The sequence below is a fragment of the Polaribacter sp. HaHaR_3_91 genome, assembly GCF_019278525.1.
In the GTDB taxonomy this organism is placed as follows: Bacteria; Bacteroidota; Bacteroidia; order Flavobacteriales; family Flavobacteriaceae; genus Polaribacter.
The window spans coordinates 4,156,807-4,178,547 of sequence record NZ_CP058986.1 but is presented as its reverse complement, the minus strand read 5'-3'; the positions used below and the strand labels follow the sequence as shown (position 1 = coordinate 4,178,547).

The following is a 21,741-nucleotide window of genomic DNA, read 5'->3' as shown; positions in this document are numbered from 1 at the left end:
GTGAAGGATAGAGCAAGTTGTTTGAGCTCTTTTAAAGTTTGATAAAACTTTAAAAAGCGAGTTGCGAAAGCCAGACCTGATAAGGGCACGCCCAAGAAAATTAAAAAATGTTGAGTGAAGCTAGAGCATAAACCACAAGCTTGTCATTTCGACAATAGGAGAAACCTCATAACAGTGATAACACAACGTCAACCAAACTTTATGAGATTTTTTCCAAAATTTCGAAATGACAAAACTGAAAGAAAAAAACTAAATGAACCCTTTTAATCAGTCTTTAAGTGGGGGTTTATAGTGAAGTTGAGGTAAAATATAAACAGTTAATATTCCTTTTTAAATTGAAGTGGAGATTTTTCGACACCCTTTGTAAAAAAGCGCGTAAAATAGGCAGGATCGTTAAAACCAAGCTCGAAAGCAATTTCTTTTACTGTTTTATCGGTGTAAATTAATTGACGTTTTGCTTCTAATAAAATGCGGTTTTTAATAAAGTCTGAAGGCGTTTTTGCACCCAGTTTCTGAAAGTGTTTGCTAATAGATTTTGGCGAAAGTCCTAATCTGTTTGCATAGTCTGTTACAGTATGCATGGTTTTAAAATTCTGCTCTACCAATAAGCTAAAGTCTTTAAAAAGACGAGTTTCGGTGTCTTCTTTAATAACGTGGTTTTCTTTTTTTACACGAACAGAAGAAATGATAAATTGCTTTAAATAAGATTGCAACATATCGTACTGTGCGGTTTCGTTTTGCTGAAACTCTTCGATTAAACTTTCTAAAATAAAGTTGAGTTTTTGGGTGTCTTTTTTACAAGGTTTTACAAAGGGTGTTTCGTAAATATTGTTGAATAGAATTCCGTTACACGCCACTTCTGTATCGTGAGTTTGTATGCAGTAAAAATCTCTTACAAAGGTAAGTTTGTAGGCGGTTTTTATTTGTTCGGAATCTACTGTAAATACTTGTCCGGGTGATAAAAAGAACAACACATTGTCGTTAAATGTATAGCTTTCAAAATCGATATTGTATGTGCCGCTTCCTTCTTGAATCCAATAAATAGAATAGGCATTTTGTTGCACAGAATGATCTATAGTACAGGCTTTTTCGAATTGAACGGTACTTACAGAAAAGGTTTCTTTAAAGGAATATTTTACAATGTCTTGAACTGCCATATTTTATTGTTGTGGTTTGTTGGTCGTGTATTTAGTTGAAATCTTGCAATGAAGTTAGTTTGCTTTTAAATTTAATTTAAGCTACATTTAACTAACGTTGAATATAGGTTATTAAAACGATATGTATTCAGAGTAACATTAAATACAAGCATAAAAAAAAATGGACTATAGACCAATAAGAAATAAATTAAAAACTTTTACGCTTGAATCCATCACTACAGAAATCTTAAAACAATTACGCAAAACTGAAATCAATAAGAATTATCGTATTCCAATTTGGCACTTATTTTTATTATTAAAATGGAATTATGAATTTTATCCTAAAAAGCATAAAGCTAAAGTTGCTGATGGAAACGATTTAATAAAACTGATGAAGCAATTGGAAGCTCTTGAGATGTCAAATGATTTATTTAACTTGAGTAAATCATTAAATTTTCAAAAACCTTTGATAATGATGGCTCACCAACAATTCACTTATCAAAATCAAGTGCATTGGGATACTTTCACTCGACAATTAATCCTATTCCATGAGTTGAAGAACAAATATGATATAAGTAAATCCTTTAAAAATTTGACAAAAATTGATTTGAATATTTTTATTAATATTTCATTTGTAATTTGGATGTTTACTTTTAATAATTTGGAATCAGGATTCAATGGGAAAATAAATTTTTTGATTGGAGGGAATTTCTCTAGTGAAGATTATGATATCTTAATTAAAGTATTTAATGAGACTGATGTTAAAAACTACTTAAATCTTTTATGCTTCTCAGAAGATAAAATTGATGATATTTTAGAAAAAGACAAAGGGATAATAAAAAATTATAATTTACAAACTTTTGAGCAATCTGTTTTTACTAGAAAACCATTTCTTGATTTTCAAAATAGTTATATTGTTCCTCATAAAAATTTATTAAAACATAATTTTACTCATTTTATTTACGAATATTTAAAAAGTAATGATGATAAATTCACAACGGAATTTGGAGCTAGAATGGAAAAGTATGTAAAATTAGGATTGGATGAGGCAAACTTTAAGTATAGAACAGAAAAGGAGTTAGAAAAAATATTAGGTTTGAAGAATAACTTAGTTGATTTTGTTATTGATAATAATATCCTTTTAGAAGTTAAAGCTATCGAAATAAAACCTTATGCTCGTGCTAATCCTGATGATAAAATATTAGCAAATGAGTTTAGAAAAAATTTGGTTAAAGCCTACGCTAAACAAATGGTTAATGTAGCAGCTAAACTAAGTGAGTCTGAAATTTATTATGGTATTATTATTACATATAAAAAACTATTTTTAGGAAACTCAGAAGACATATGGGAGCAATTTCTTAAGGATGAAACTTTAAAAATTAGAAAAGAGGAAGAGCTTAAAATTATACCTTACGAGAATTTATTCTTTATAGATATTGTGAGTTGGGATATGTTAGTTCAAATTGTAAAAAACAATAAATTCAGTTTAATTGAAATTCTTGAAAAAATTAAAATAACTGATTTAAATCCTAAAACAAAAAAATTCAGTTTTTCTTTACATCTAGAGAGTAATTTTGATTTGATGAATTTTAATTTAAAATATTTATTAGATTCATATAAAAATATGGAATTAAAAAATATAGGTATGTAATAGCTTGTGTAAAGAAAAAGCTAGATTTATAATGAAAAATAAAAGTATAGTTATGCTTTTAATATCTATTTCTTCTTCAAATTCAACCCAACAAAGCAGGCAATACCCAACCTAAACTATGTCCTGTAAAAGGAATAATACTTTTAATTCCGGTTAAGTTAGTGAAAAGAGCAACAAAAAGTAAAATTCCACAACGTAAATATTAGCTTCTTTTGTTATCATTCTTTAGATTAAAATAAATGAATTTATTGACTTACATCAAATAGTTTTGCTTGAGACAGTCTTAATTTTACAGTCGAAAAAATAAATAGATTTTAAGATGGTACTTACAGAATTAGATACATTACAAAGGTTTGGTAAAGACAGTGAAGAACGTTTAGAAAAAGCATTATTACACCTTAAAAATGGAAATGGAATTATCTTAATGGATGATGAAGATAGAGAAAATGAAGGTGATTTAGTATTCTCTGCACATTATATGACAAATAATCAAATGGCATTGATGATTAGAAAATGTAGTGGTATTGTTTGTCTTTGTTTGCCGAATGAGAAAGCAGATACATTAGGGTTACCTTATATGGTAAAAGAAAATACAAGTAGCTACCAAACACCTTTTACAATTTCAATTGAGGCAAAAAAAGGCGTTACTACAGGAGTCTCAGCTAAAGATAGATTAACTACAATAAAAGCTGCGAGTAAAGAAAATGCGAATAGCAACGATTTAGCAAAACCTGGGCATATCTTTCCTTTAAGAGCCAAAGATAATGGGGTTTTGGATAGAAAAGGTCATACAGAAGGAAGCGTAGATTTAATGAAATTAGCAGGTTTAAAGCCAGAAGCAGTACTGTGTGAATTAATGAATGACGACGGAACAATGGCAAAAATTGACACGATTTCAGAATTTGCAATTGAACACAATTTGATGGTGTTAACAATACAAGATATTATTCATTATCGTAAATTTGTAAGAGACTACAAATAGATGATAAATAATATTGAACTGATTAACTTCATAAAAAAGAATATACATATTGATGATGAAGATTTAAAAATCGTGTTATCTTATTTTAAAATAATTAAAAAAAAGAAAAATGACATTTTACTTTCAAATGGTAAAAATAGTCAGGCTAGTTATTTCGTGAAAAAAGGGTGTTTAAGATTATTTTACATCAATGAAGAGGGGAAAGACGTAACACGTTATATTGCTTTTGAAAATCAGTTTGCGACAGAATTGGTTAGTTTTATAACCAAGGAACCTGCGCAAGAAACCATTCAGGTTATTGAAAATAGTGAACTTCTATACATCACGCACGATGATTTTAGGCATCTTATGACCATTGTTCCTAAATGGAAAGATTTTTATAGTATCTATTTAGAGAAGGCATATGTAAATAATTCTAAGAGATTGATCTCATTTACGACACTAGATGCATCAGAGCGATACAAGCAATTATTCAAGATAAATCCGAACATTGTTAAGCGTTTACCAAACAAAATTGTAGCTTCTTACATCAATATATCACAAGAAACATTGAGTAGAATAAAATCTAAAATTTGATTATAAAACACGATCAAAACATGAATTTATGATGCCTTGCATTGGCATATTTTGTTTTGTGATTAGTTGACTTTAAAAAGTAGACAACAATTAATGTCAGCAAATTGTTATAAAAACTCTCTTAAAATAAAAAGGGGTAAATGAATACATCATTTCCCCTTTTACAATTCATAGCAATTTTTAATTTCCCTTTTCAAAAGACTTAACTATAATAACAATAATATACTATGTAAAAAAAATAATTTTAAATAAAGAATACGCGATACTTTTGCGTATTCTTTATTCTAATAAAATTTATATCCCCCAATATAAATTTCATAATTATTTTTATTTTAAATAACTCTATCTTCTAAAAAACCAGTATTTAAATACCTTTAACTCTCATAAAAGTAACATGTACTTTTCCTTTTTCATTCATTGGATTAGAAAACATAGTACTAATTGAAACAGAAAAAGCATAACCAATATATTCGCTTTTCACATTCATAGAATGTTTAAATTTTAACGATTGGCATATGTAGATTTCAATCTTCAAAAATAGAGTTGTCAAAAAGACAAACAAAGTCTATTTGAGGAAAGTTAACAAAATCTAAAAAAAATTACTTGTAGTATTTTACAATAGATTGTAGGTGTTCTTTAAAATTATCTACCACAGATTTTGGTGAAATAATTTTAATCCATTGATTAAACTTTAGCATCTCCATGATAAACTCGTAATTTGGTTTGAGTTCAACTTCAATCGTTCCCCAAATATCAGGATCAGCGTAATCTAACGCCTCTGAATTCCATTTTACAGGTTCAACAACAAGACGTTGACTAGCATGTATTGGTTTGCTTATCAGATATTTTAAATGATGATTGGCTACTTGTAATGTGATTTTCTCTGCTTTTGTTTCATCATTTAAAATACCAACTGCATCTTTAAAATAAGTATTATGATCAAAAGGAATTGCTTCTAACATTTTTCTTTTAAAGATTCTAATTTCCTGTAAACGTTTATCTAAACAAAAAGATGTAATTTTAGCATCTATAGGGCAATACGCAAGCAAATACCAAGCTTTATCTTTTTCTTTTAAGTGTAAAGGTTGGAAGGCTTTTTTACTAATTTCTTCAAAACAATTATCATCATACCAACCTTTGTAACTTATATGAATTACATACTTGTTTTCTATGGCATTAATTAGCCCTAACAAATCTAACTTACTATTTAATGAAGATTTTTCTGTAGTTACACAAGAATGATTTTCAGATGCTTTTTTACTTATTAATAAGTGCTCGCATCTATTAAAAATATCTGTAATTTCTTCGGATACATTACCGCTTTTAACAAAATAGCCATAACCTCTTTTTAATGAAATATGAACGCCAAACTCATTTTTAATAAATTGGAAATCTCTATGAACCGTTTTTGGACTGTTAGAATTTAATTTACTTAAAAATTCATTTTCAATAAATTCTGATTGTTTATCCTGTAGTTTTTGTTGAAGTTCTTTATGCGTTACATATAAATCATTATCCACACCAAAAGCTTTTGGATTTGTAATAATTTTTAAGATATAGTAGCGCCTTAGAAATTCTGGAGACATTTTAATAATTTAGGCTACAAGATTACAAAAAAAGTTTAATCTTTATACATTCAATTCTATATTAGATACCTGTGCTTTTTAGTAAACAAGATTTTCTTAATACAAAGTGGTTTATTGCCGAAAAATTGATTCAGTTACTTGTTGGTATCTTTATTATTCCTAAAATTTTTAATTCACTTGGTGTTTTAAATATTGGCAAACTTAAGTTTGCTGAAACATTTATTGCTTTTTTTGCACCTGTATTATTTTTAGGATTATCTGCAATTTGTATTCGAGAGATCATTTTTAATCCGAAAAAAACAAAAGAAATTTTAGTAACTGCATTCTACTTGCGCCTTTTTAGCTGGATTTTATTTTTCCTTGGACTTTTAATTTACAATTACTTTTATAATAGTAACGAACTATTTTGGCTCTACTTTTTAATTGGTTTTAGCTATTTTATAAGGATTACAGATGTTTTTGAATATTATTTTTATGCTATTAAAAAAACGAATTATATTTTTATAAGTAAAATTTCAAGCTTATTTTGTATTGTTTTATTACAATATTATGGAGTTGAACATCAACTTGGAATTCAATATTTTGCATCACTTTTAATTATTGATTTCTTATTGCAAGGAATTATTTACGGCTTTATTTTTATTACTAAAACCTCCATCAAACTTAAAAATAAATATTTTTCTATATTGATGGCAAAATATTTATTAAAAAACTCTTATCCTTTAATACTTTCAAATTTATTAGTATCTCTCTATATTTCTATTGATGATTTTATTTTAAAATACTATTTTGGTGATGCTGCAATAGGTCTTTTTGCTACCATTGATTTTCTAGTCATTGCTCTTACCTGGAGTATTGGTTTTTCAATGATTAATGCATTATATCCTTCTTTGGCAGAATCTTATAAAACGGATATCAAAATATATCAGAAAAAAATAAGTGCTTTGTATAAATACATGCTATTATTAGGAGTTTTAATAGGATTATTTTATACATTTTTTGGAACCTCTATTTTAAGCACTTTTTTTAATGAAAGCTATATTTCTATCGCTACTCCTCTAAAGATATTTAGCTGGTCGCCAATATTCATTTTTCTAGGAATGGTTTTTGAAAAACACCTCATCAATAGTAATCAACTTAAAAAAAATGTATACCGATTTATTGTAGGCTGTTTTATAAATTTAACTTTAGGCCTTCTTTTAATTCCTTCTTACAGAATAATGGGAGCCGCAATTTCTATGCTTTTTAGTCATTTTATTACTAATTTAGGGTTTATAATTTTTGATGGTAAAAATAGAAACCATTTAAAATTTATTTTTCTTAAATAAGATTAAAACAAATCATAGTTTACTAAAAATAAACAATCTAACTAGTCTTCTAATAAATCAAAGCCGTTTCCAACAAGTATTAATTTATTCATTTGTTTTATTTGTAATTAAATTCAACAAAACAAAAACTACCAAAGCAGGCAACACCCAACCCAAACTGTGTTCTGCAAGCGGAATAAAACTTTTAATGCCGGTTAAGTTTTCTCTAGGAATGATAAAACCTAAGAAATCCGGAATACTAAAGATAAAAGTTACAATTACAACACCTCTAAAAACCAATTTAGAAGCATATTTTTCTGGTACCACATTTAGTAAAATCAGCATAATGGTTATTGGGTAGACAAACATTAACGCAGGCACGGCAACATCAATAATAAAACCAACATTGTAGCTTCCAACAATAATTCCAACAATGGAAGCAATTGCAGCCGTAATAACATATGCCGTTTTAGAATTGTTGCAAATTCCTTTTATATAATCTGCAGTTCCTGTAACAATACCAACTGCTGTTGTAAAACAAGCTAAAGCAACCAATACACTTAAAAAAGTAGTACCTAAATTACCTAAGGTTTTAGTACTTAAACCAGATAAAATTTCAATTCTGGTAGCATCTTCTGTAAACGTAGCACTGAATAAAGATCCGCTTAAAATTAAACCTCCGTAAATTAATAACAAACCAATCCCAGATATATACCCCGCTTTTCTAATTAATGTTCTTTTCTCTAAAAAAGTTGTGTGATTGCTGTAATCTAAAGAAATAATAATTACGGCTCCAACCACAACACCTGCAATGGCATCAAAAGTTTGATATCCTTCTAAAATTCCGTCTACAAAAGGGTTTTTAAAGGATGATGGATTTACGGTTCCTGGAGAAGTAAAAAAGGCAATCGAAATAATGACCAATAAAATTATTACAATAATTGGCGTTAAGAATTTACCAATTAAACTAATTATTTTAGAGCGATTTACCGCAAAAATAAACACTAAAACAAAGTAAACAATACTTGTTAAAATAGGAGGTGAATCAAAAAAAGGTTGAATTGCCATTTCATGAGTAACCGCAGCAGTTCTTGGTGATGGAATTGCCGCCGCTATAATGTAAATTAAAAAACAAAAAATAGTACTAAAAACAGGTGATACTTTCTTGCCAAAATCGTACAAAGTTCCTTGTAGCCTTGCGTGCGCAAAAATGGCAAAAATAGGAATAATGATGGCTGTTAAGATAAAACCTAAAACAACAATCCACCAATCTGATCCAGATTTAACACCTAAAGTTGGTGGTAAAATTAAATTTCCAGCCCCAAAAAAGAGTGAAAATAATGCAAAACCTGCAATCCAAATATCTCTTGTTTTGTTCAATTTAGTTTACTTTTTTAAAGTTTAAATGATTAAAGTCGAAACTGAAATCTGTAATTGGTGCAATAAATTTCATGGTTGCTCCTGTGGTATTTCCTTTTTCATCAAAAGAAAATTGTACAAAAACATCTGCATCATAACTTCTATTGTTCCATTTTGCAACGTAGGTTGTTTGGTTGTATGGCAATAATTCTCCAAATAAAGTAGCAGAGCGTTCACATTTTATACTGTAAGAATTTCCATCATTAGAAATGGTCATATTACCAAACCAAGCATCATTATAAGTACCTACAATTTGTGAAGGTCTTGGCAAGCTTTTATCTGCTTTCGCTACTGCAACTTTATTATAAACACTTGCTTTTATACTGTCGTTGTATTTTAAATACTTGGTATTATTAGTTCCTAGTTTTTCGATCCAGTTTCTGTTTTCATAACCTAAATAAGTGTCTTTTACCGTATTTGTAATGGTGTTAAAAGCACTTCCGTTCATTTGGTTTGTTAATACGATAATTGCCAAATCTAAATCTGGTATCATAGTAAACTGAGTAACGGTACCCAATAAACCACCAGTATGATACACTTGTTTGTGTCCGCCTTTAACATCGGTTACAAACCAACCCAAACCGTAGCCTCTAAAGTTAGAATTATAAGAATCATCTTTAGCAACTTTTAAAGGAGTTTGTAATTGCCAAAGTTCATGAAATTGAGTTTCACTTAGCAAGCGCTCTCCGTTTTTGGTAACTGCATCATTCATTAAAAAATTTGCCCAAGTTAACATGTCGTTTACGTTACTCATAATTCCACCAGCTGGGTTTGCAGTATCGCTCCAATCATGCGGAATTTGAATTACTTTTTCTTCTGTTCTTGTGTGTGCATCAATAATATTTGTTCTGTTAGTAACTCTATTGTAAGATGCTTTACTGTTGTTCATACCAACGGGTTTCATTATCTTAGTTTCAATAAACTCTTCCCAAGTAAGTCCGCTAACACGTTTTAAAACCTCTCCTGCAACAATAAACATATTGTTGTTATATTTAAAATCGGTTCTAAATTTACTCGATGGTTTTAAATATTTTACATTTTTAATGATGTCCTCTGTGGTAAAATTATTGTTTTCAGGAAAAAACATTAAATCTCCAGACCCTAAATCTAAACCACTTCTGTGTGTAACTAAATCTCGAACTGTAATATTTTGGCTAATCCAAGCATCGTACATTTCAAATTCCGGAATGTGTTTACGTACTTTATCATCCCAATTTAATTTTCCTGCATCTACCATCATTGCCAAAGCAAAACAAGTAAATCCCTTACTATTAGACGCAATACCAACCAAGGTGTTTTCATTCATGTCTTTTTTGTTGGTTAAAGAACGAACTCCGTGACCTTTTGCGTAGACTATTTTTCCATCTTTTAAAATTCCGACAGAAATACCAGGAACGTCAAAAGTTTTTAAGGTTTCTTCTATTAAATTATCGAGTTGTTTCTCGTTAATTTGTGCGTTTAAGGTTAATGAAATAAGGAAAAGAGAGAGTAGTATTGCTTTTTTAAGAAACATATAATAAAGTTGTTGAATTTACTCCAAATATAGTAAATAGTTTTACGATGTTTTAGATTTCTAAAAACGAATCAAACACTATATTTGTTTCTATGATTTTAGTCTACAAAAACGCTAATATTTTTTATACAGATCAAGGGAAAGGATCTGTTGTTGTTCTCATACATGGTTTTTTAGAGAATTCCACTATGTGGGATAAAATTGTACCTGAACTCACTAAAAGAAACAGAATAATTACCATTGATTTATTAGGGCATGGGAAGTCTGATTGTTTGGGTTATGTGCATTCTATGGAGTTGTTTTCAGAGACTATAGAAGCTGTTTTAAAACACTTGAAAATCAGGAAATTTATTTTGGTTGGCCATTCTCTTGGAGGCTATATTTCTTTGGTTATTTCCAAAATGAATCCTTCTAAAATAAAGGGCTTGTGCTTATTAAACTCGACTTCTGAAAAAGATTCTGAAGAGCGGATAAAAATAAGAACAAGAGCAAATAAAATGGTGCAGAATAATTTTGAAATCATGGTAAGAATGTCGATTTCAAATTTATTTAATCAAGAAAATTTATTAAAATTTAAAGAAGAAATAGAAGTGGTAAAAAAAGAAGCTATGCAGACTTCTTTACAAGGTTATGTTGCTGCGAATGAGGGAATGAAAAATCGCTTAAATACCAATGCTGTTTTAGCTGAAAATAATTTTAAAAAATTGATAATTGTTGGTGAGAAAGATCTTGTTTTAGATTTAGAAACTTCTAAAGTGGAGGCTAAAAAGACAAATACCGAACTTATTATTTTTCCTGACGGACATTTGAGTCATATTGAAAATACTCCAGAACTAATTATTACTTTAAAAAAATTCATAAAAGCCTGTATATCTTAATTTTTATTTGTAATTTCTCAAAAATTTCAGCGACTATGTAGAAAATACAATCGATGAAACACATAATTACACTTTTAGTTCTTATAATTTCCACTTCACTATATGCTCAAGATTACAATACCAAAAAAGGTTTTGTTGCAGAGGGGTATGATGTGGTTTCTTATTTTAACAACACCGCAGTAAAAGGAGATAAAAGATTTGTTGCAGATTACGATGGTGTGCAATTTAAGTTTTCATCAAAAGAGAATTTAGAAATTTTTAATACATCACCTAAAAAATACGTTCCTGCTTATGGAGGATATTGTGCATATGCAATTGGAGCAAAAGGAGAGAAGGTTTCTATAGATCCGGAAACATTTGAGATTAGAGATGGAAAATTATATCTATTCTACAATTCTTGGGGAATAAATACGTTAGAGTTATGGAAGGAAGAAGGTGCTGAAGATTTAAAAATAAAAGCAGACAAAAACTGGTTGAAAATTAATAAAAAATGATGATTGAAAGCAATGTCGGGGGATTTTGTGAATGTTGTAAAAAAAAGAGCTGATTCAATCAGCTCTTTTTTATATTTACCCTTTATGTCATTTCGAAACTTCTTTAGATTATTCATTATTAGTGCTTATATCTACTCTATATTAAAATAATTTTTAATCTCAGAAATATTCGAATGAGCTTTATAATTTACTCAACTACTAATAAATAATATGTTTTTTTACCACGTTGTAACAACACATATTTATTTGCAATTAGATCTTCTTTAGTAATAGAATAATCTTCTTTTACTTTTTCTTTATTTACCGAAATTGCATTTTCTTTTAAAGCTCTTCTTGCATCTCCATTAGATTTTAAGAAATTTGTTTTAGCAGCCAAAGCACCAATCATATCTAAACCTTCCTCAATATCAGTAGTAGATACTGTTGCTTGTGGTACTCCATCAAAGACATCTAAAAACGTCTGTTCATCTAAAGACTTTAAATCAGAAGCAGTAGATTTCCCGAATAAAATATTAGAAGCTTTTAAAGCATTTTCATAAGCTTCTTTACCATGTGTTAAAATAGTAACTTCTTCCCCTAATTTTTTCTGTAACAAACGTAAATGCGGATTTTCTTTGTGCTCAGCAATTAAGTTTTCTACAGTTTCTTTGTCTAAAAATGTAAACTTTTTAATAAAGTTCTCTGCATCTTCATCCGAAGAATTTAACCAATATTGGTAATATTTATAAGGTGAAGTTCTGTCTGTATTTAACCAAACATTTCCACCTTCTGTTTTACCAAATTTGGTTCCGTCTGCTTTTGTTACTAAAGGAACCGTAATTGCATACGCTTTTCCTTGTGCTTTTCTACGAATTAATTCTGTACCTGTGGTAATATTTCCCCACTGATCAGAACCACCCATTTGCAGTCTACAATTTTTTTCTTGGTATAAATGATAAAAATCGTATCCTTGAAATAATTGGTAGGTGAATTCTGTAAAACTCATACCAACTGAAGATTCAGAACTCAAACGTTTCTTTACAGAATCTTTAGCCATCATGTAGTTTACAGTAATATGTTTTCCTGTATCTCTTACAAAATCGATTAATGAAATATCTTTCATCCAATCGTAATTGTTAACCAATTCTGCTTTGTTTTCTGCGGTAGCATCAAAATCTAAAAAACGTTCTAGATTTTCTCTAACACCAGCAACATTTTTTGCCAAAGTAGCCTCATCTAACAAATTACGTTCTGCAGATTTTCCAGAAGGATCACCAACCATACCAGTAGCTCCACCAATTAAAGCAATAGGATTATGACCTGCATTTTGAAAGTGTTTCAAAATAAATATTTGCACCAAACTACCAATATGTAGAGAGTCTGCAGTTGGATCAAAACCAATATAACCAGCAGTTTTATTTTTTAATAAATAGTCTTCAGTGTCAGGCATAATATCATGCAATAATCCACGCCAGCGTAATTCTTCAACAAAATTTGTCATTATAAGTCTAAATTAATTCAATTCAAAATACGAATGCCAAATTCAGTTTGTTTAAGTTTTGTGTCTTGATTGTTTAAATAATCAATCTGGACAAGCTCAATTTGACATCTTAATAGCAATTATTTATTTGCTATTTTTCATTATGCAAAGATAAACTTATCAATGAAAATATCATAAATTCGCGTTATGATTTTAGTTACTGGAGGAACAGGTTTGGTTGGCGCACATTTATTGTATCATTTAGTTAAGAATGATGAAAAAATACGTGCTATTTACCGTTCTGAAGAAAGAATTAAAAAAGTAAAAGAAGTCTTTTCTTTTTATACGGATGATGTTGAGGACTTAATTTCTAAAATAGAATGGTTTAAAGCAGATATTACAGATGTTCCTGCTATGATTCCTGCTTTTATTGGAATTGAAAAAATATATCACTGCGCAGCATTTATTTCCTTTAATCCGAAAGATTATAGGGAAATGCGTAAAGTAAATATACATGGAACAGCGATTATTGTAAACCTTGCCATTGATGCAAATGTTCATAAAATTTGTTTTGTAGGTTCTATTGCTTCTGTGGGAGATTCTCTAAAAGGTGGTCTTATCACCGAAGAGAATGAATGGAATCCAGAATCTGATAATAGTGGATATTCGATAACGAAATTTGGGGGAGAAATGGAAATTTGGCGTGCAAGCCAAGAAGGAGTAGATGTAGTTATAGTAAACCCAGGTATTATTTTAGGGAGTGGTTTTTTTACAGCGGGTTCTGGTAAAATGTTTACACAGGTTTATAACGGTTTTAGCTATTATACAGAAGGAATTACTGGTTTTGTAGGTGTAAAAGATGTGGTTGCAGCAATGATTAAATTGATGAATTCTAGCATTAAAAATGAACGTTTTATTTTAGTTGCAGAGAATAAATCTTTTAAAGAAATTTTCTTTTCTATTGCAGATGCTTTCGGTAAAAAAAGACCAACAAAAAATATTCAGCCTTGGCAAACTGCTATTTTTTGGAGAGTTTCTTGGGTGTTGTCTCTATTTTCAAGAAAAGCACCATTGTTGAGTAAATATTCAGCAAGGAGTGTACATTCGGTATCTAAATACTCCTCAGAAAAAATTGAAAAAACAATACCTTTTCAATTTGAGAAAATTGATACTGTTATTAAAGAGGTATCTCAGAAATACGTTAAATCTTTATCTGAAATTCCTCCAAATTAGGATCTAAAATCTTTTCTTCCTTTCTTATAGAATCTAATTTTTTTAACTTTTTTCCAACTTTTTTAATAGAGTCTCTTCTAATAGAGTCTTTTCGTGAGCTTATTTTATTGTAAAAATCCTTTTTATCTTCTAAGTTTTTTTTAACATCGGTAATCATTTCCTCGTATAAATCTATTTTGGAGGTATAGTATAAGTTGCTATTTTGAAAACGTAGGCTATCAATTTTATACTTATCATATATAAAAGCCATGTAATTTACTTTCTTTTGCTCGTTTTTGTTTTGTATAAATTTTGCAGAAGAAGCAATCATCATATCCCCAAGTAATAAAGTCATTGTATCTCTAGGAATGAGGTCTTCTGGTTCTTTAAAAATAGTGTTACTTGTACAAGATGCCAAGAAAAGAAAAACAAAAAAATAACTTAAATTTTTCATATTAACGATTAAAAGTCAGGCGTTTTCCTTTAATATTATCATTAAAGACACCATTATTATAAATTAAATTTCCGTTTACAAAAGTATGTGTAATGGTTGATGAAAACGTAGTGCCTTCAAAAGGAGACCAACCACATTTGTATAAAATATTGTCTTTAGAAACAGTTTGTGGTTTGTTGGTATCAATTAAAACGATATCTGCAAAATACCCTTCTTTTATAAAGCCTCGTTTTTCAATTTGAAATAATTTTGCCGGATTATGGCTCATTTTTTCAACTAATTTTTCAATAGGAATTACTCCTTCTTTTACTTTTTCTAAAAGCGCAATAACTGCATGTTGCACTAAAGGTCCACCACTTGGTGCTTTCGTATACACATTTGTTTTTTCTTCTAAAGTATGCGGAGCGTGGTCTGTAGCTAAAACATCAATTCTATCATCTAACAAGGCTTCCCATAAACCAAGTCTGTCTTTTTCTGTTTTTACTGCCGGATTCCATTTAATATGGGTTCCTTTTTCTTCATAATCTTTATCTGAAAACCATAAGTGATGCACACAAACTTCTGCAGTAATTTGTTTTTCTTCCAAAGGAATATCGTTTCTAAAAAGTTCAGTTTCTTTAGCGGTTGAAACATGAAAAATATGCAATCTTGCACCCGTTTTCTTAGCCAACTCAATAGCTTTAGAAGATGATAAATAACAAGCTTCTTCACTTCTAATAATCGGATGGTATTTTACCGGAATATCTTCTCCGTATTTATCAACAAACTCTTGTGTATTTTTTCTGATAGTTGCTTCATCTTCACAATGCACAGAAATAATCATTTTTGTTGATGAGAAAATTTTCTCTAGAATTTCTTCATTATCAACCAACATATTTCCAGTAGAAGAACCTAAGAATAATTTAATTCCGGCTACTTTTTTAGGATCTGTTTTTAATAATTCGTCTAAATTATCGTTTGTTCCACCAAACATAAAAGAATAATTAGCGTAAGAATCGTTTGCTGCTATTATAAATTTATCTTCTAATAAATCTTGTGTTGTAGCTTGTGGTACCGTGTTTGGCATTTCTATAAAAGTAGTAATTCCGCCAGCAACGGCAGCTCTACTTTCTGTAGCAATATTTGCTTTATGTGTTAAACCAGGTTCTCTAAAATGTACTTGATCATCTATAAAACCAGGAATTAAAAACTTCTCTTCTGCATCAATAACTTCAAGATCTCCAGTTGTTTTTATGTCTGATGAAATTTCTTTTATAATTCCGTTTTCAATGAGAACATCCCCTAAGAAAGTTTTGTTTTCATTTACGATTCTTGCGTTTTTTATTAAAGTCGATTTCGCCATTTTTTATAATTGTTTTTACTGAAAATACTTTGCTGATTTTTGCAAAGTTAGTAAAGTTTTTAATTGTTTTTTTTACTATTCCTATCTATTAAATACTCATTTTCATGTTCACTAAGATTTTTGTAAAACCAAAGCGTTCATAAGATTTTATTGCTGCAGAATTATTGCTATAAACATCCAATCTTAATTCTTTTAAATCTTTTTTTACTGCCCAATTTTTTAAAGACTCTAAAATTAAATTACTAATCTTGTTTCCTCTAAAAGCTGGTTTTACAAATATAAAACCAATATAACCATGTTTTGGGTTTTTGTGATAATGTTTAGAGTTTTCTATTCTTAGGTAACCAGAAGCAACTAATTGATTGTTAGAAGTAGCAACAATAAAATAAATGTCTTCATTAGTAATTAATTCGGGTATATTATAATAAGACAATTTACCATCACCTAAAAAAGGATCTAAAGGTCTTTCTGCAGTAACAACACCTTGTTCAAACTCCAGTAATGTCTCTAAATCTTTTAAATTCGCAGTTCTAATAGAAATTTTATTCATAAACTTTTTTTGGTAATCCTTTTAATCTCATTTTTATCACACCAAACAAAGCTTCAGAAATAATGTTTCCACTCATTTTAGAAGTTCCTAATGTTCTATCAGTAAAAACTACAGATACTTCTTTTATATTAAAACCGTGTTTCCATGCTTTAAATTTCATTTCTATTTGAAAAGCGTAGCCAATAAATTTTATTTTGTCTAATGCTATGGTTTCGAGTACATTTCTTTTCCAACAAACAAAACCTGCTGTAGTGTCGCAAACCGGAATTCTAGTAATAAAGCGGACGTATTTAGAAGCAAAATAAGAAAGTAAAACCCGCTTCATAGGCCAGTTCACAACATTTACACCTTGTGAATATCTAGAGCCAATAGAAACATCTGCCCCCTTTTTTTTACAAGCTTTATACAAGTGAATTAAATCTTTTGGATTGTGAGAAAAGTCGGCATCCATTTCAATAATATAGTCATATTTTTTAGCAATGGCCCATTTAAAACCATGTATATAAGCAGTACCTAAACCACTTTTGCCGATTCTTCTTTCTAAAAAAAGCTGATTTGGGAATTCTAAAATTAAGTTTTCTACTATTTCTGAGGTTCCATCAGGAGAATTGTCGTCTACAACTAAAATATGAAATTCTTGCTTTTGATTAAAAGTGGCTCTAATAATAGCTTCTATATTTTCTTTTTCGTTATAAGTAGGTATTATGACTAACGCATCTGACATAAATAAAATTTCATGTGGTAAGTAGACAAATATACATTATTTAATTACTAATTTTGTGTTAATCTTACCAAAACAAAAATAGGTGCAAGCAATAGAAAGAGTAGTAATAGATAACAGTTGGATTACCATATTATTGGTATGCTTGTTTGCCTGTGTTTTCCTTTTAAGAGGGGTGAGTGTTGTAAGGTTAAGAGGTACTGTATCTTCTTTGTTTAATGAAAGTTTTATCGAATCTGAAATAGAAGAAAATACTTCTTTTTTTAACCCTTTTAAAAATGTCATTTTTATTTTTTCGATTACAGTTCTTGCTTTATTAACCTATAAAATCTATTTGTATTATAATTCTTCTGCAGAACAAGGTTTTTATATTTTTCTGCAGATTTTTGGAGTTGTTTTTTCATATTTAACGATTAAAAGGCTATTAGAATTCTTGCTTTCTGTAGTTTTTAAGATTGATAAAAAGCTAGATTTCTTTTTAGTTTCTAAGTCAGTCTATTTATATTCTGTTTCTTTTTTTCTACTTATAGCTATTGTTTTAGTGGAATACTCACAGTTAGACACCCCTTTTTTAGTCTATTTTTCGGCACTTTTATTTTCTATTCGATTTATATTTCATGCGGTAATTAATAAAAAGCTGGTTTTTAGCGAGTTGTTTTATTTTATTTTGTACCTTTGCGCGGTCGAAATAGCACCGCTATTTGTACTGTTTAGATTGCTGTTTTAACTAGAAAAAAGAAGCATATGAAAGTGAAAACGATCTTAGTATCGCAACCAGAACCAAAGACTGAAACTTCCCCTTATTTTGACTTGTCTGATAAACAAAAAGTAAAGATAGATTTTAGACCATTTATTCATGTAGAAGGTATATCTGTCAAAGAAGTGAGAGGAGAAAAAGTTGATTTACATAATTTTACAGCTATTATTTTAACAAGTAGAAATGCCGTAGATCATTTTTTTAGAATTGCAGAAGAAATGCGCTTTAAAGTGCCAGATTCAATGAAGTACTTTTGTCAGTCGGAGGCAGTAGCTTATTACTTACAGAAATATGTGGTATATAGAAAGCGTAAAATTTATGTTGGTCCTAGATCATTTCTAGAATTAACAAAATTAATTAAGAAACATAAGACGGAAAAGTTTTTATTGCCAAGTTCAGATAAATTAAAACCTTTAATTCCAGAAGAATTAGATAAATTAGGAATAAACTGGAAACGATTAGATTTATATAGAACAGTCGTTAGTGATTTGTCTGATTTAGAAGATGTATTTTATGATGTTTTGGTGTTCTTTAGCCCATCAGGAATAGAATCTCTTTTAAAGAATTTCCCTAATTTTCAGCAAAAAGAAACAAGAATTGCTGCTTTTGGTAATTCTACAGTAAAAGCTGTAACAGATGCTGGTTTTAAGTGTGATATCACGGCACCGTCACCAGAAACACCTTCTATGACAATGGCTTTAGATAAATACATAAAATTAGCAAATAAGAAGTAATATTTCTTATAGCTCTATAAATTACATAAAAAAAAACCAAGCATAATTGCTTGGTTTTTTTTATGATTCTTTTTTAGTTATAAATTTAATTATTTTTTTAAAGTAACTGTTCTATCAACACTATTAAAAGGTCCAGGAATTAAATTTCCTTCTGCATCTATTAATTCTAATTTTATAGAAACTTTTCCTTTTGGTAAACCTTTAATTACCTGTGGTGCCCATTCTGTGATTATAAATTCTTTCTCATTAATAGTTGCACGAACTTTAGTACCATTTTCTGAAAGTTGTGTATTTAATACGAAAAAATCTAGTAATAGATTCTCTGTATCTTTTCCAGAATATTCTCCTTTTGGGCGACTATAAATAAGTGTTGGTGCATTTATATCTAAATTGTTATCGTCTTTAGTGTCTTCTCCGACAATTAATTTTTTAACAACTACAGCACTTTCGTTTTTAACAGATTCATGATAAGATCTACTTAAAAAAGCCACTAAATGATGCACTCCATTAGGCATGTCTTTTTTAAATGTTGGTTCGTAATGTGCAGAATATGGCTCGTTATTCAAAATAAAATGAATATGTTGTCCTTTTCCTGAATTTGCTAATAGCGCAGTGTCTTTACTTTGCGTTAATGCACCTAATTCGTAATTATTTACTTCAAAATTAAAAGCAGTTTCACCAACAGTTTTTATTATCGTATCATTTGGTGTTGTCATTTTAAGCGAAGCTGTAACGTATTCCGGTGAGTTTTCTAATTTTTCTAAGGTAATTTCTGTAATTTTTTCTGGAGTATCGTTCACTTTTTCCTTTTTAGTCTCTTTACAGCCTACAAGTGTTATTAAAGTTAAACAGATAATACTTAATATTCTTAATTTCGTCTTTCTTAATTTCATCTTTGTTGTTTTAAGTTAATGACATTTAGTTATAAAGTCCAAATATCAAACCTTTTTAAGGTTAATAATATAACAATAGCATTATATATGAACTCAATCCATAAAAGAAATGATTTTTCATTTTAGAAGCTATTTCCTGCTTTCACTACTCGCTTTTTTTGTAAAAAAAAACAAAAAAGAGCTCAAACATACCGTTCAATCAGGGCTAAACTTGTTTGCTTTCTTTTAGATTAATAGGTGTTTTTTCCTTTTTTAAAATTAGAAAAAACACCTAATTTATTAAATATACACTTGCCTAAAAGAAGAGGTGTTACTTCAACTAGCATTTTTATATCGGAATAATGCTAAATAATTAATAACTATAAGTAGAAAACCTAGAGCAACAATAACTCCTGAATGCATTAAATTTATAATAATTAAATTTTTACTAGATCCTGATAGTATAGAATACCAAAGTAGGGGACAGAATATCCCAATCAATATAATATCTCGTCCTGTTTTTATCCCTTTCTTTAATGTTTCAATTTTGGTGTTATTTTTCTTTTTATCTTTTTTTTTACCTTGTAGAGTTTCAATACATTTTTTCCCCATTATTGAATAAGGACATGCTTTTATTATTTTTTTTATAAATTTTATCATAACTAAAAGAAGAAATAAAATATAAAACCACCTACTACAGCCATTGTCATCACAGACAAAACAAAGGCTATTATGGCTTTCGTTTTTAACATAGAAGAAATTATTGCTATTTCTGGTAAACTAGCTCCTGTTCCTCCTATAATTAATGCCATTGCAGCTCCCATACTCATTCCTTTAACAATAAGAGCATTTAAAATAGGTATAGCCATTTCAATTCTTAAGTATAGAGGAATACCAACAGTTGCTGCTATAGGAATGGCTAGTGGACTATCATTTCCTAAATACTTTTCTACCCATGCGTCTGGTACAAAAACAGCAGAAACAGCACTAATAAGCGCACCAACTAAAACATAAGGAAAGATTCGTTTAAATAATGCCCACGCAAAAGTAAGGGCTTCTTTTAATTTAGGGTTGGTTGTATTTGTTTGGTTGCAAGAAGTCTTTGAATACGTTTCTGATTGATTGTTAGAATTGCAGTCTTGTGTATTTATAGGTTGAGGAGTACAAGTTGAAGAGAGGGTAGAAGGGGTTAAGTTAATTCTTTTTACCTCGTTTTTTAATGATGTTTTACCAGCAAGTGTTCCAATTAAAACAGCTCCAATAAAAACAATTAAAAAGTATACCAAAGCAACTTCCCACCCAAAAACACCAAAAATAAAACCAACTACAACAAAATTAGCCAATGGTGCGGCGAGTAAAAATGAAAAAACCATTGAAAAAGGAGCTCCCATTTCTATCATTCCCATAGATACCGGAACCATTGATGCGCTACAAAATGGAGTTGGAATGCCTATTAAAGCTCCCATTAAACCGCCATATTTTCCTGTTTTAGATAGTTTCTTTTGAAGTTTTTCTTGAGGGATAAATGCTCTTATTAAGCCAGTAAATATAGATACTAAGGCAATAATAAATATTAAGACCACACCTACGTGTATAAATTCTTCTAGAGCTAAATTAAATTTTTCATTCATGATATTTGTTTTATTAAAATTAATTATATGTGAAAAAACACATATGTTGTTATAAAAAAAGGTTAAGTATTATTTGTTGTTTTCTATTTTTCGCGTTTATCTAGTAGTGTTTTACATTTAGTTAATTCTTTTTTCATATCTTTTTCTGGTATTGCGCTAATTGTTTTTTGCATTAAAAGTCTAAATTCATTATTGGTTGAAGTTAAATAGTAAAACACCCATTTTCCTTCTTTTACCTCTTCTATTAGTTGGGCGTCTTTTAATATTCTTAAGTGGCGAGATATATTGTATTGACGCTCTTCTAAGACTTCTACAATTTCTGAAACGCAAATTTTTTCATCAATATTAGTAAGCAACCAAACAATTTTTAATCTTGTCTCATCCGACAAAGCTTTTAGTATTTTGGTGTATTTATCCATGCTTTTATTTTTTATATATGTGTAAAAACACATATGATTGACGGATGC

Annotated in this window: 23 protein-coding genes; 9 read left to right on the top strand and 14 right to left on the bottom strand. The window is 29.3% G+C overall.

Annotated features, from left to right (window positions below; all coding sequences use genetic code 11):
* Window positions 1-317 precede the first annotated feature (317 nt).
* Window positions 318-1,157 (bottom strand): helix-turn-helix domain-containing protein, encoded by an 840-nt coding sequence (locus tag H0I27_RS17455; RefSeq protein WP_218731897.1) that lies wholly within the window; start codon window positions 1,155-1,157, stop codon window positions 318-320.
* Window positions 1,158-1,317: 160 nt separating this feature from the next.
* Between H0I27_RS17455 and H0I27_RS17450 the strand changes: the two genes are divergently transcribed.
* The 3 genes from H0I27_RS17450 (at window position 1,318) to H0I27_RS17440 (ending at window position 4,345) form a co-directional block, all read left to right on the top strand.
* The gene (locus H0I27_RS17450) at window positions 1,318-2,787 is read left to right on the top strand and encodes a hypothetical protein (protein ID WP_218731896.1); all 1,470 of its coding nucleotides are present in this window, start codon (window positions 1,318-1,320) and stop codon (window positions 2,785-2,787) included.
* Between the two features lie 319 nt (window positions 2,788-3,106).
* Window positions 3,107-3,769, top strand: coding sequence for a 3,4-dihydroxy-2-butanone-4-phosphate synthase (gene ribB / locus H0I27_RS17445; RefSeq protein WP_218731895.1), 663 nt, complete (start codon window positions 3,107-3,109; stop codon window positions 3,767-3,769).
* Window positions 3,770-4,345 (top strand): Crp/Fnr family transcriptional regulator, encoded by a 576-nt coding sequence (locus H0I27_RS17440; protein ID WP_218731894.1) that lies wholly within the window; start codon window positions 3,770-3,772, stop codon window positions 4,343-4,345.
* Window positions 4,346-4,709: 364 nt separating this feature from the next.
* On the opposite strand, the gene H0I27_RS17730 is transcribed toward H0I27_RS17440, so the two are convergent.
* Window positions 4,710-4,832, bottom strand: coding sequence for a hypothetical protein (locus H0I27_RS17730; RefSeq protein WP_302849949.1), 123 nt, complete (start codon window positions 4,830-4,832; stop codon window positions 4,710-4,712).
* Window positions 4,833-4,944: 112 nt separating this feature from the next.
* Window positions 4,945-5,931: a YafY family protein gene (locus tag H0I27_RS17435; RefSeq protein WP_218731893.1), complete on the bottom strand. Its 987-nt coding sequence runs from the start codon at window positions 5,929-5,931 to the stop codon at window positions 4,945-4,947.
* 125 nt (window positions 5,932-6,056) lie between these two features.
* Between H0I27_RS17435 and H0I27_RS17430 the strand changes: the two genes are divergently transcribed.
* Window positions 6,057-7,259, top strand: a complete 1,203-nt coding sequence (locus tag H0I27_RS17430; protein ID WP_218731892.1) for a polysaccharide biosynthesis C-terminal domain-containing protein — start codon at window positions 6,057-6,059, stop codon at window positions 7,257-7,259.
* A gap of 84 nt (window positions 7,260-7,343) precedes the next feature.
* Here the strand turns inward: H0I27_RS17430 and brnQ are convergent, their stop codons facing one another.
* Window positions 7,344-8,618, bottom strand: coding sequence for a branched-chain amino acid transport system II carrier protein (gene brnQ, locus H0I27_RS17425; RefSeq protein ID WP_218731891.1), 1,275 nt, complete (start codon window positions 8,616-8,618; stop codon window positions 7,344-7,346).
* 1 nt (window position 8,619) lies between these two features.
* Window positions 8,620-10,170 (bottom strand): serine hydrolase, encoded by a 1,551-nt coding sequence (locus tag H0I27_RS17420; RefSeq protein WP_218731890.1) that lies wholly within the window; start codon window positions 10,168-10,170, stop codon window positions 8,620-8,622.
* Window positions 10,171-10,262: 92 nt separating this feature from the next.
* Here H0I27_RS17420 and H0I27_RS17415 point away from each other — a divergent pair, with 92 nt between their 5' ends.
* Window positions 10,263-11,048 carry an alpha/beta fold hydrolase gene (locus tag H0I27_RS17415; protein WP_218731889.1) on the top strand — a complete coding sequence of 262 codons (786 nt, stop codon included), beginning with the start codon at window positions 10,263-10,265 and terminating at the stop codon, window positions 11,046-11,048.
* Window positions 11,049-11,101: 53 nt separating this feature from the next.
* Window positions 11,102-11,542: a YHS domain-containing (seleno)protein gene (locus H0I27_RS17410; protein WP_218731888.1), complete on the top strand. Its 441-nt coding sequence runs from the start codon at window positions 11,102-11,104 to the stop codon at window positions 11,540-11,542.
* A gap of 187 nt (window positions 11,543-11,729) precedes the next feature.
* On the opposite strand, the gene tyrS is transcribed toward H0I27_RS17410, so the two are convergent.
* Window positions 11,730-13,022 (bottom strand): tyrosine--tRNA ligase, encoded by a 1,293-nt coding sequence (tyrS, locus tag H0I27_RS17405; protein ID WP_218731887.1) that lies wholly within the window; start codon window positions 13,020-13,022, stop codon window positions 11,730-11,732.
* Window positions 13,023-13,208: 186 nt separating this feature from the next.
* Here tyrS and H0I27_RS17400 point away from each other — a divergent pair, with 186 nt between their 5' ends.
* Window positions 13,209-14,234, top strand: a complete 1,026-nt coding sequence (locus H0I27_RS17400) for an NAD-dependent epimerase/dehydratase family protein (protein WP_218731886.1) — start codon at window positions 13,209-13,211, stop codon at window positions 14,232-14,234.
* On the opposite strand, the gene H0I27_RS17395 is transcribed toward H0I27_RS17400, so the two are convergent.
* The 4 genes from H0I27_RS17395 to H0I27_RS17380 form a co-directional block, all read right to left on the bottom strand.
* The gene (locus H0I27_RS17395; protein ID WP_218731885.1) at window positions 14,203-14,667 is read right to left on the bottom strand and encodes a DUF4296 domain-containing protein; all 465 of its coding nucleotides are present in this window, start codon (window positions 14,665-14,667) and stop codon (window positions 14,203-14,205) included. The two genes, H0I27_RS17400 and H0I27_RS17395, sit on opposite strands and share 32 nt — an antisense overlap.
* Window position 14,668: 1 nt before the next feature.
* Window positions 14,669-16,009: a dihydroorotase gene (locus H0I27_RS17390; RefSeq protein WP_218731884.1), complete on the bottom strand. Its 1,341-nt coding sequence runs from the start codon at window positions 16,007-16,009 to the stop codon at window positions 14,669-14,671.
* An 88-nt stretch (window positions 16,010-16,097) separates the two neighbouring features.
* Complete coding sequence (locus tag H0I27_RS17385) at window positions 16,098-16,559, bottom strand: GNAT family N-acetyltransferase (RefSeq protein WP_218731883.1); 462 nt, start codon at window positions 16,557-16,559, stop codon at window positions 16,098-16,100.
* Complete coding sequence (locus tag H0I27_RS17380; RefSeq protein WP_218731882.1) at window positions 16,552-17,283, bottom strand: polyprenol monophosphomannose synthase; 732 nt, start codon at window positions 17,281-17,283, stop codon at window positions 16,552-16,554. The genes H0I27_RS17385 and H0I27_RS17380 overlap by 8 nt, the downstream gene beginning before the upstream one ends.
* An 82-nt stretch (window positions 17,284-17,365) precedes the next feature.
* On the opposite strand from H0I27_RS17380, the gene H0I27_RS17375 reads away from it, so the two are divergent.
* On the top strand, window positions 17,366-18,007 hold the full coding sequence (locus H0I27_RS17375; protein WP_218731881.1) for a DUF4271 domain-containing protein: 642 nt from the start codon (window positions 17,366-17,368) through the stop codon (window positions 18,005-18,007).
* Between the two features lie 17 nt (window positions 18,008-18,024).
* Window positions 18,025-18,771: a uroporphyrinogen-III synthase gene (locus tag H0I27_RS17370; protein WP_218731880.1), complete on the top strand. Its 747-nt coding sequence runs from the start codon at window positions 18,025-18,027 to the stop codon at window positions 18,769-18,771.
* 89 nt (window positions 18,772-18,860) lie between these two features.
* On the opposite strand, the gene H0I27_RS17365 is transcribed toward H0I27_RS17370, so the two are convergent.
* From H0I27_RS17365 to H0I27_RS17350, 4 genes are all read right to left on the bottom strand, one after another.
* Window positions 18,861-19,664, bottom strand: coding sequence for a hypothetical protein (locus tag H0I27_RS17365; protein WP_218731879.1), 804 nt, complete (start codon window positions 19,662-19,664; stop codon window positions 18,861-18,863).
* 315 nt (window positions 19,665-19,979) lie between these two features.
* Window positions 19,980-20,303 carry a hypothetical protein gene (locus H0I27_RS17360; protein ID WP_218731878.1) on the bottom strand — a complete coding sequence of 108 codons (324 nt, stop codon included), beginning with the start codon at window positions 20,301-20,303 and terminating at the stop codon, window positions 19,980-19,982.
* A 2-nt stretch (window positions 20,304-20,305) separates the two neighbouring features.
* A complete protein-coding gene (locus tag H0I27_RS17355) occupies window positions 20,306-21,274 on the bottom strand; it encodes a permease (RefSeq protein WP_218731877.1) in 969 nt (322 codons plus the stop codon).
* Window positions 21,275-21,357: 83 nt separating this feature from the next.
* Window positions 21,358-21,693, bottom strand: coding sequence for a metalloregulator ArsR/SmtB family transcription factor (locus tag H0I27_RS17350; protein ID WP_218731876.1), 336 nt, complete (start codon window positions 21,691-21,693; stop codon window positions 21,358-21,360).
* Between the last annotated feature and the right edge of the window lie 48 nt (window positions 21,694-21,741).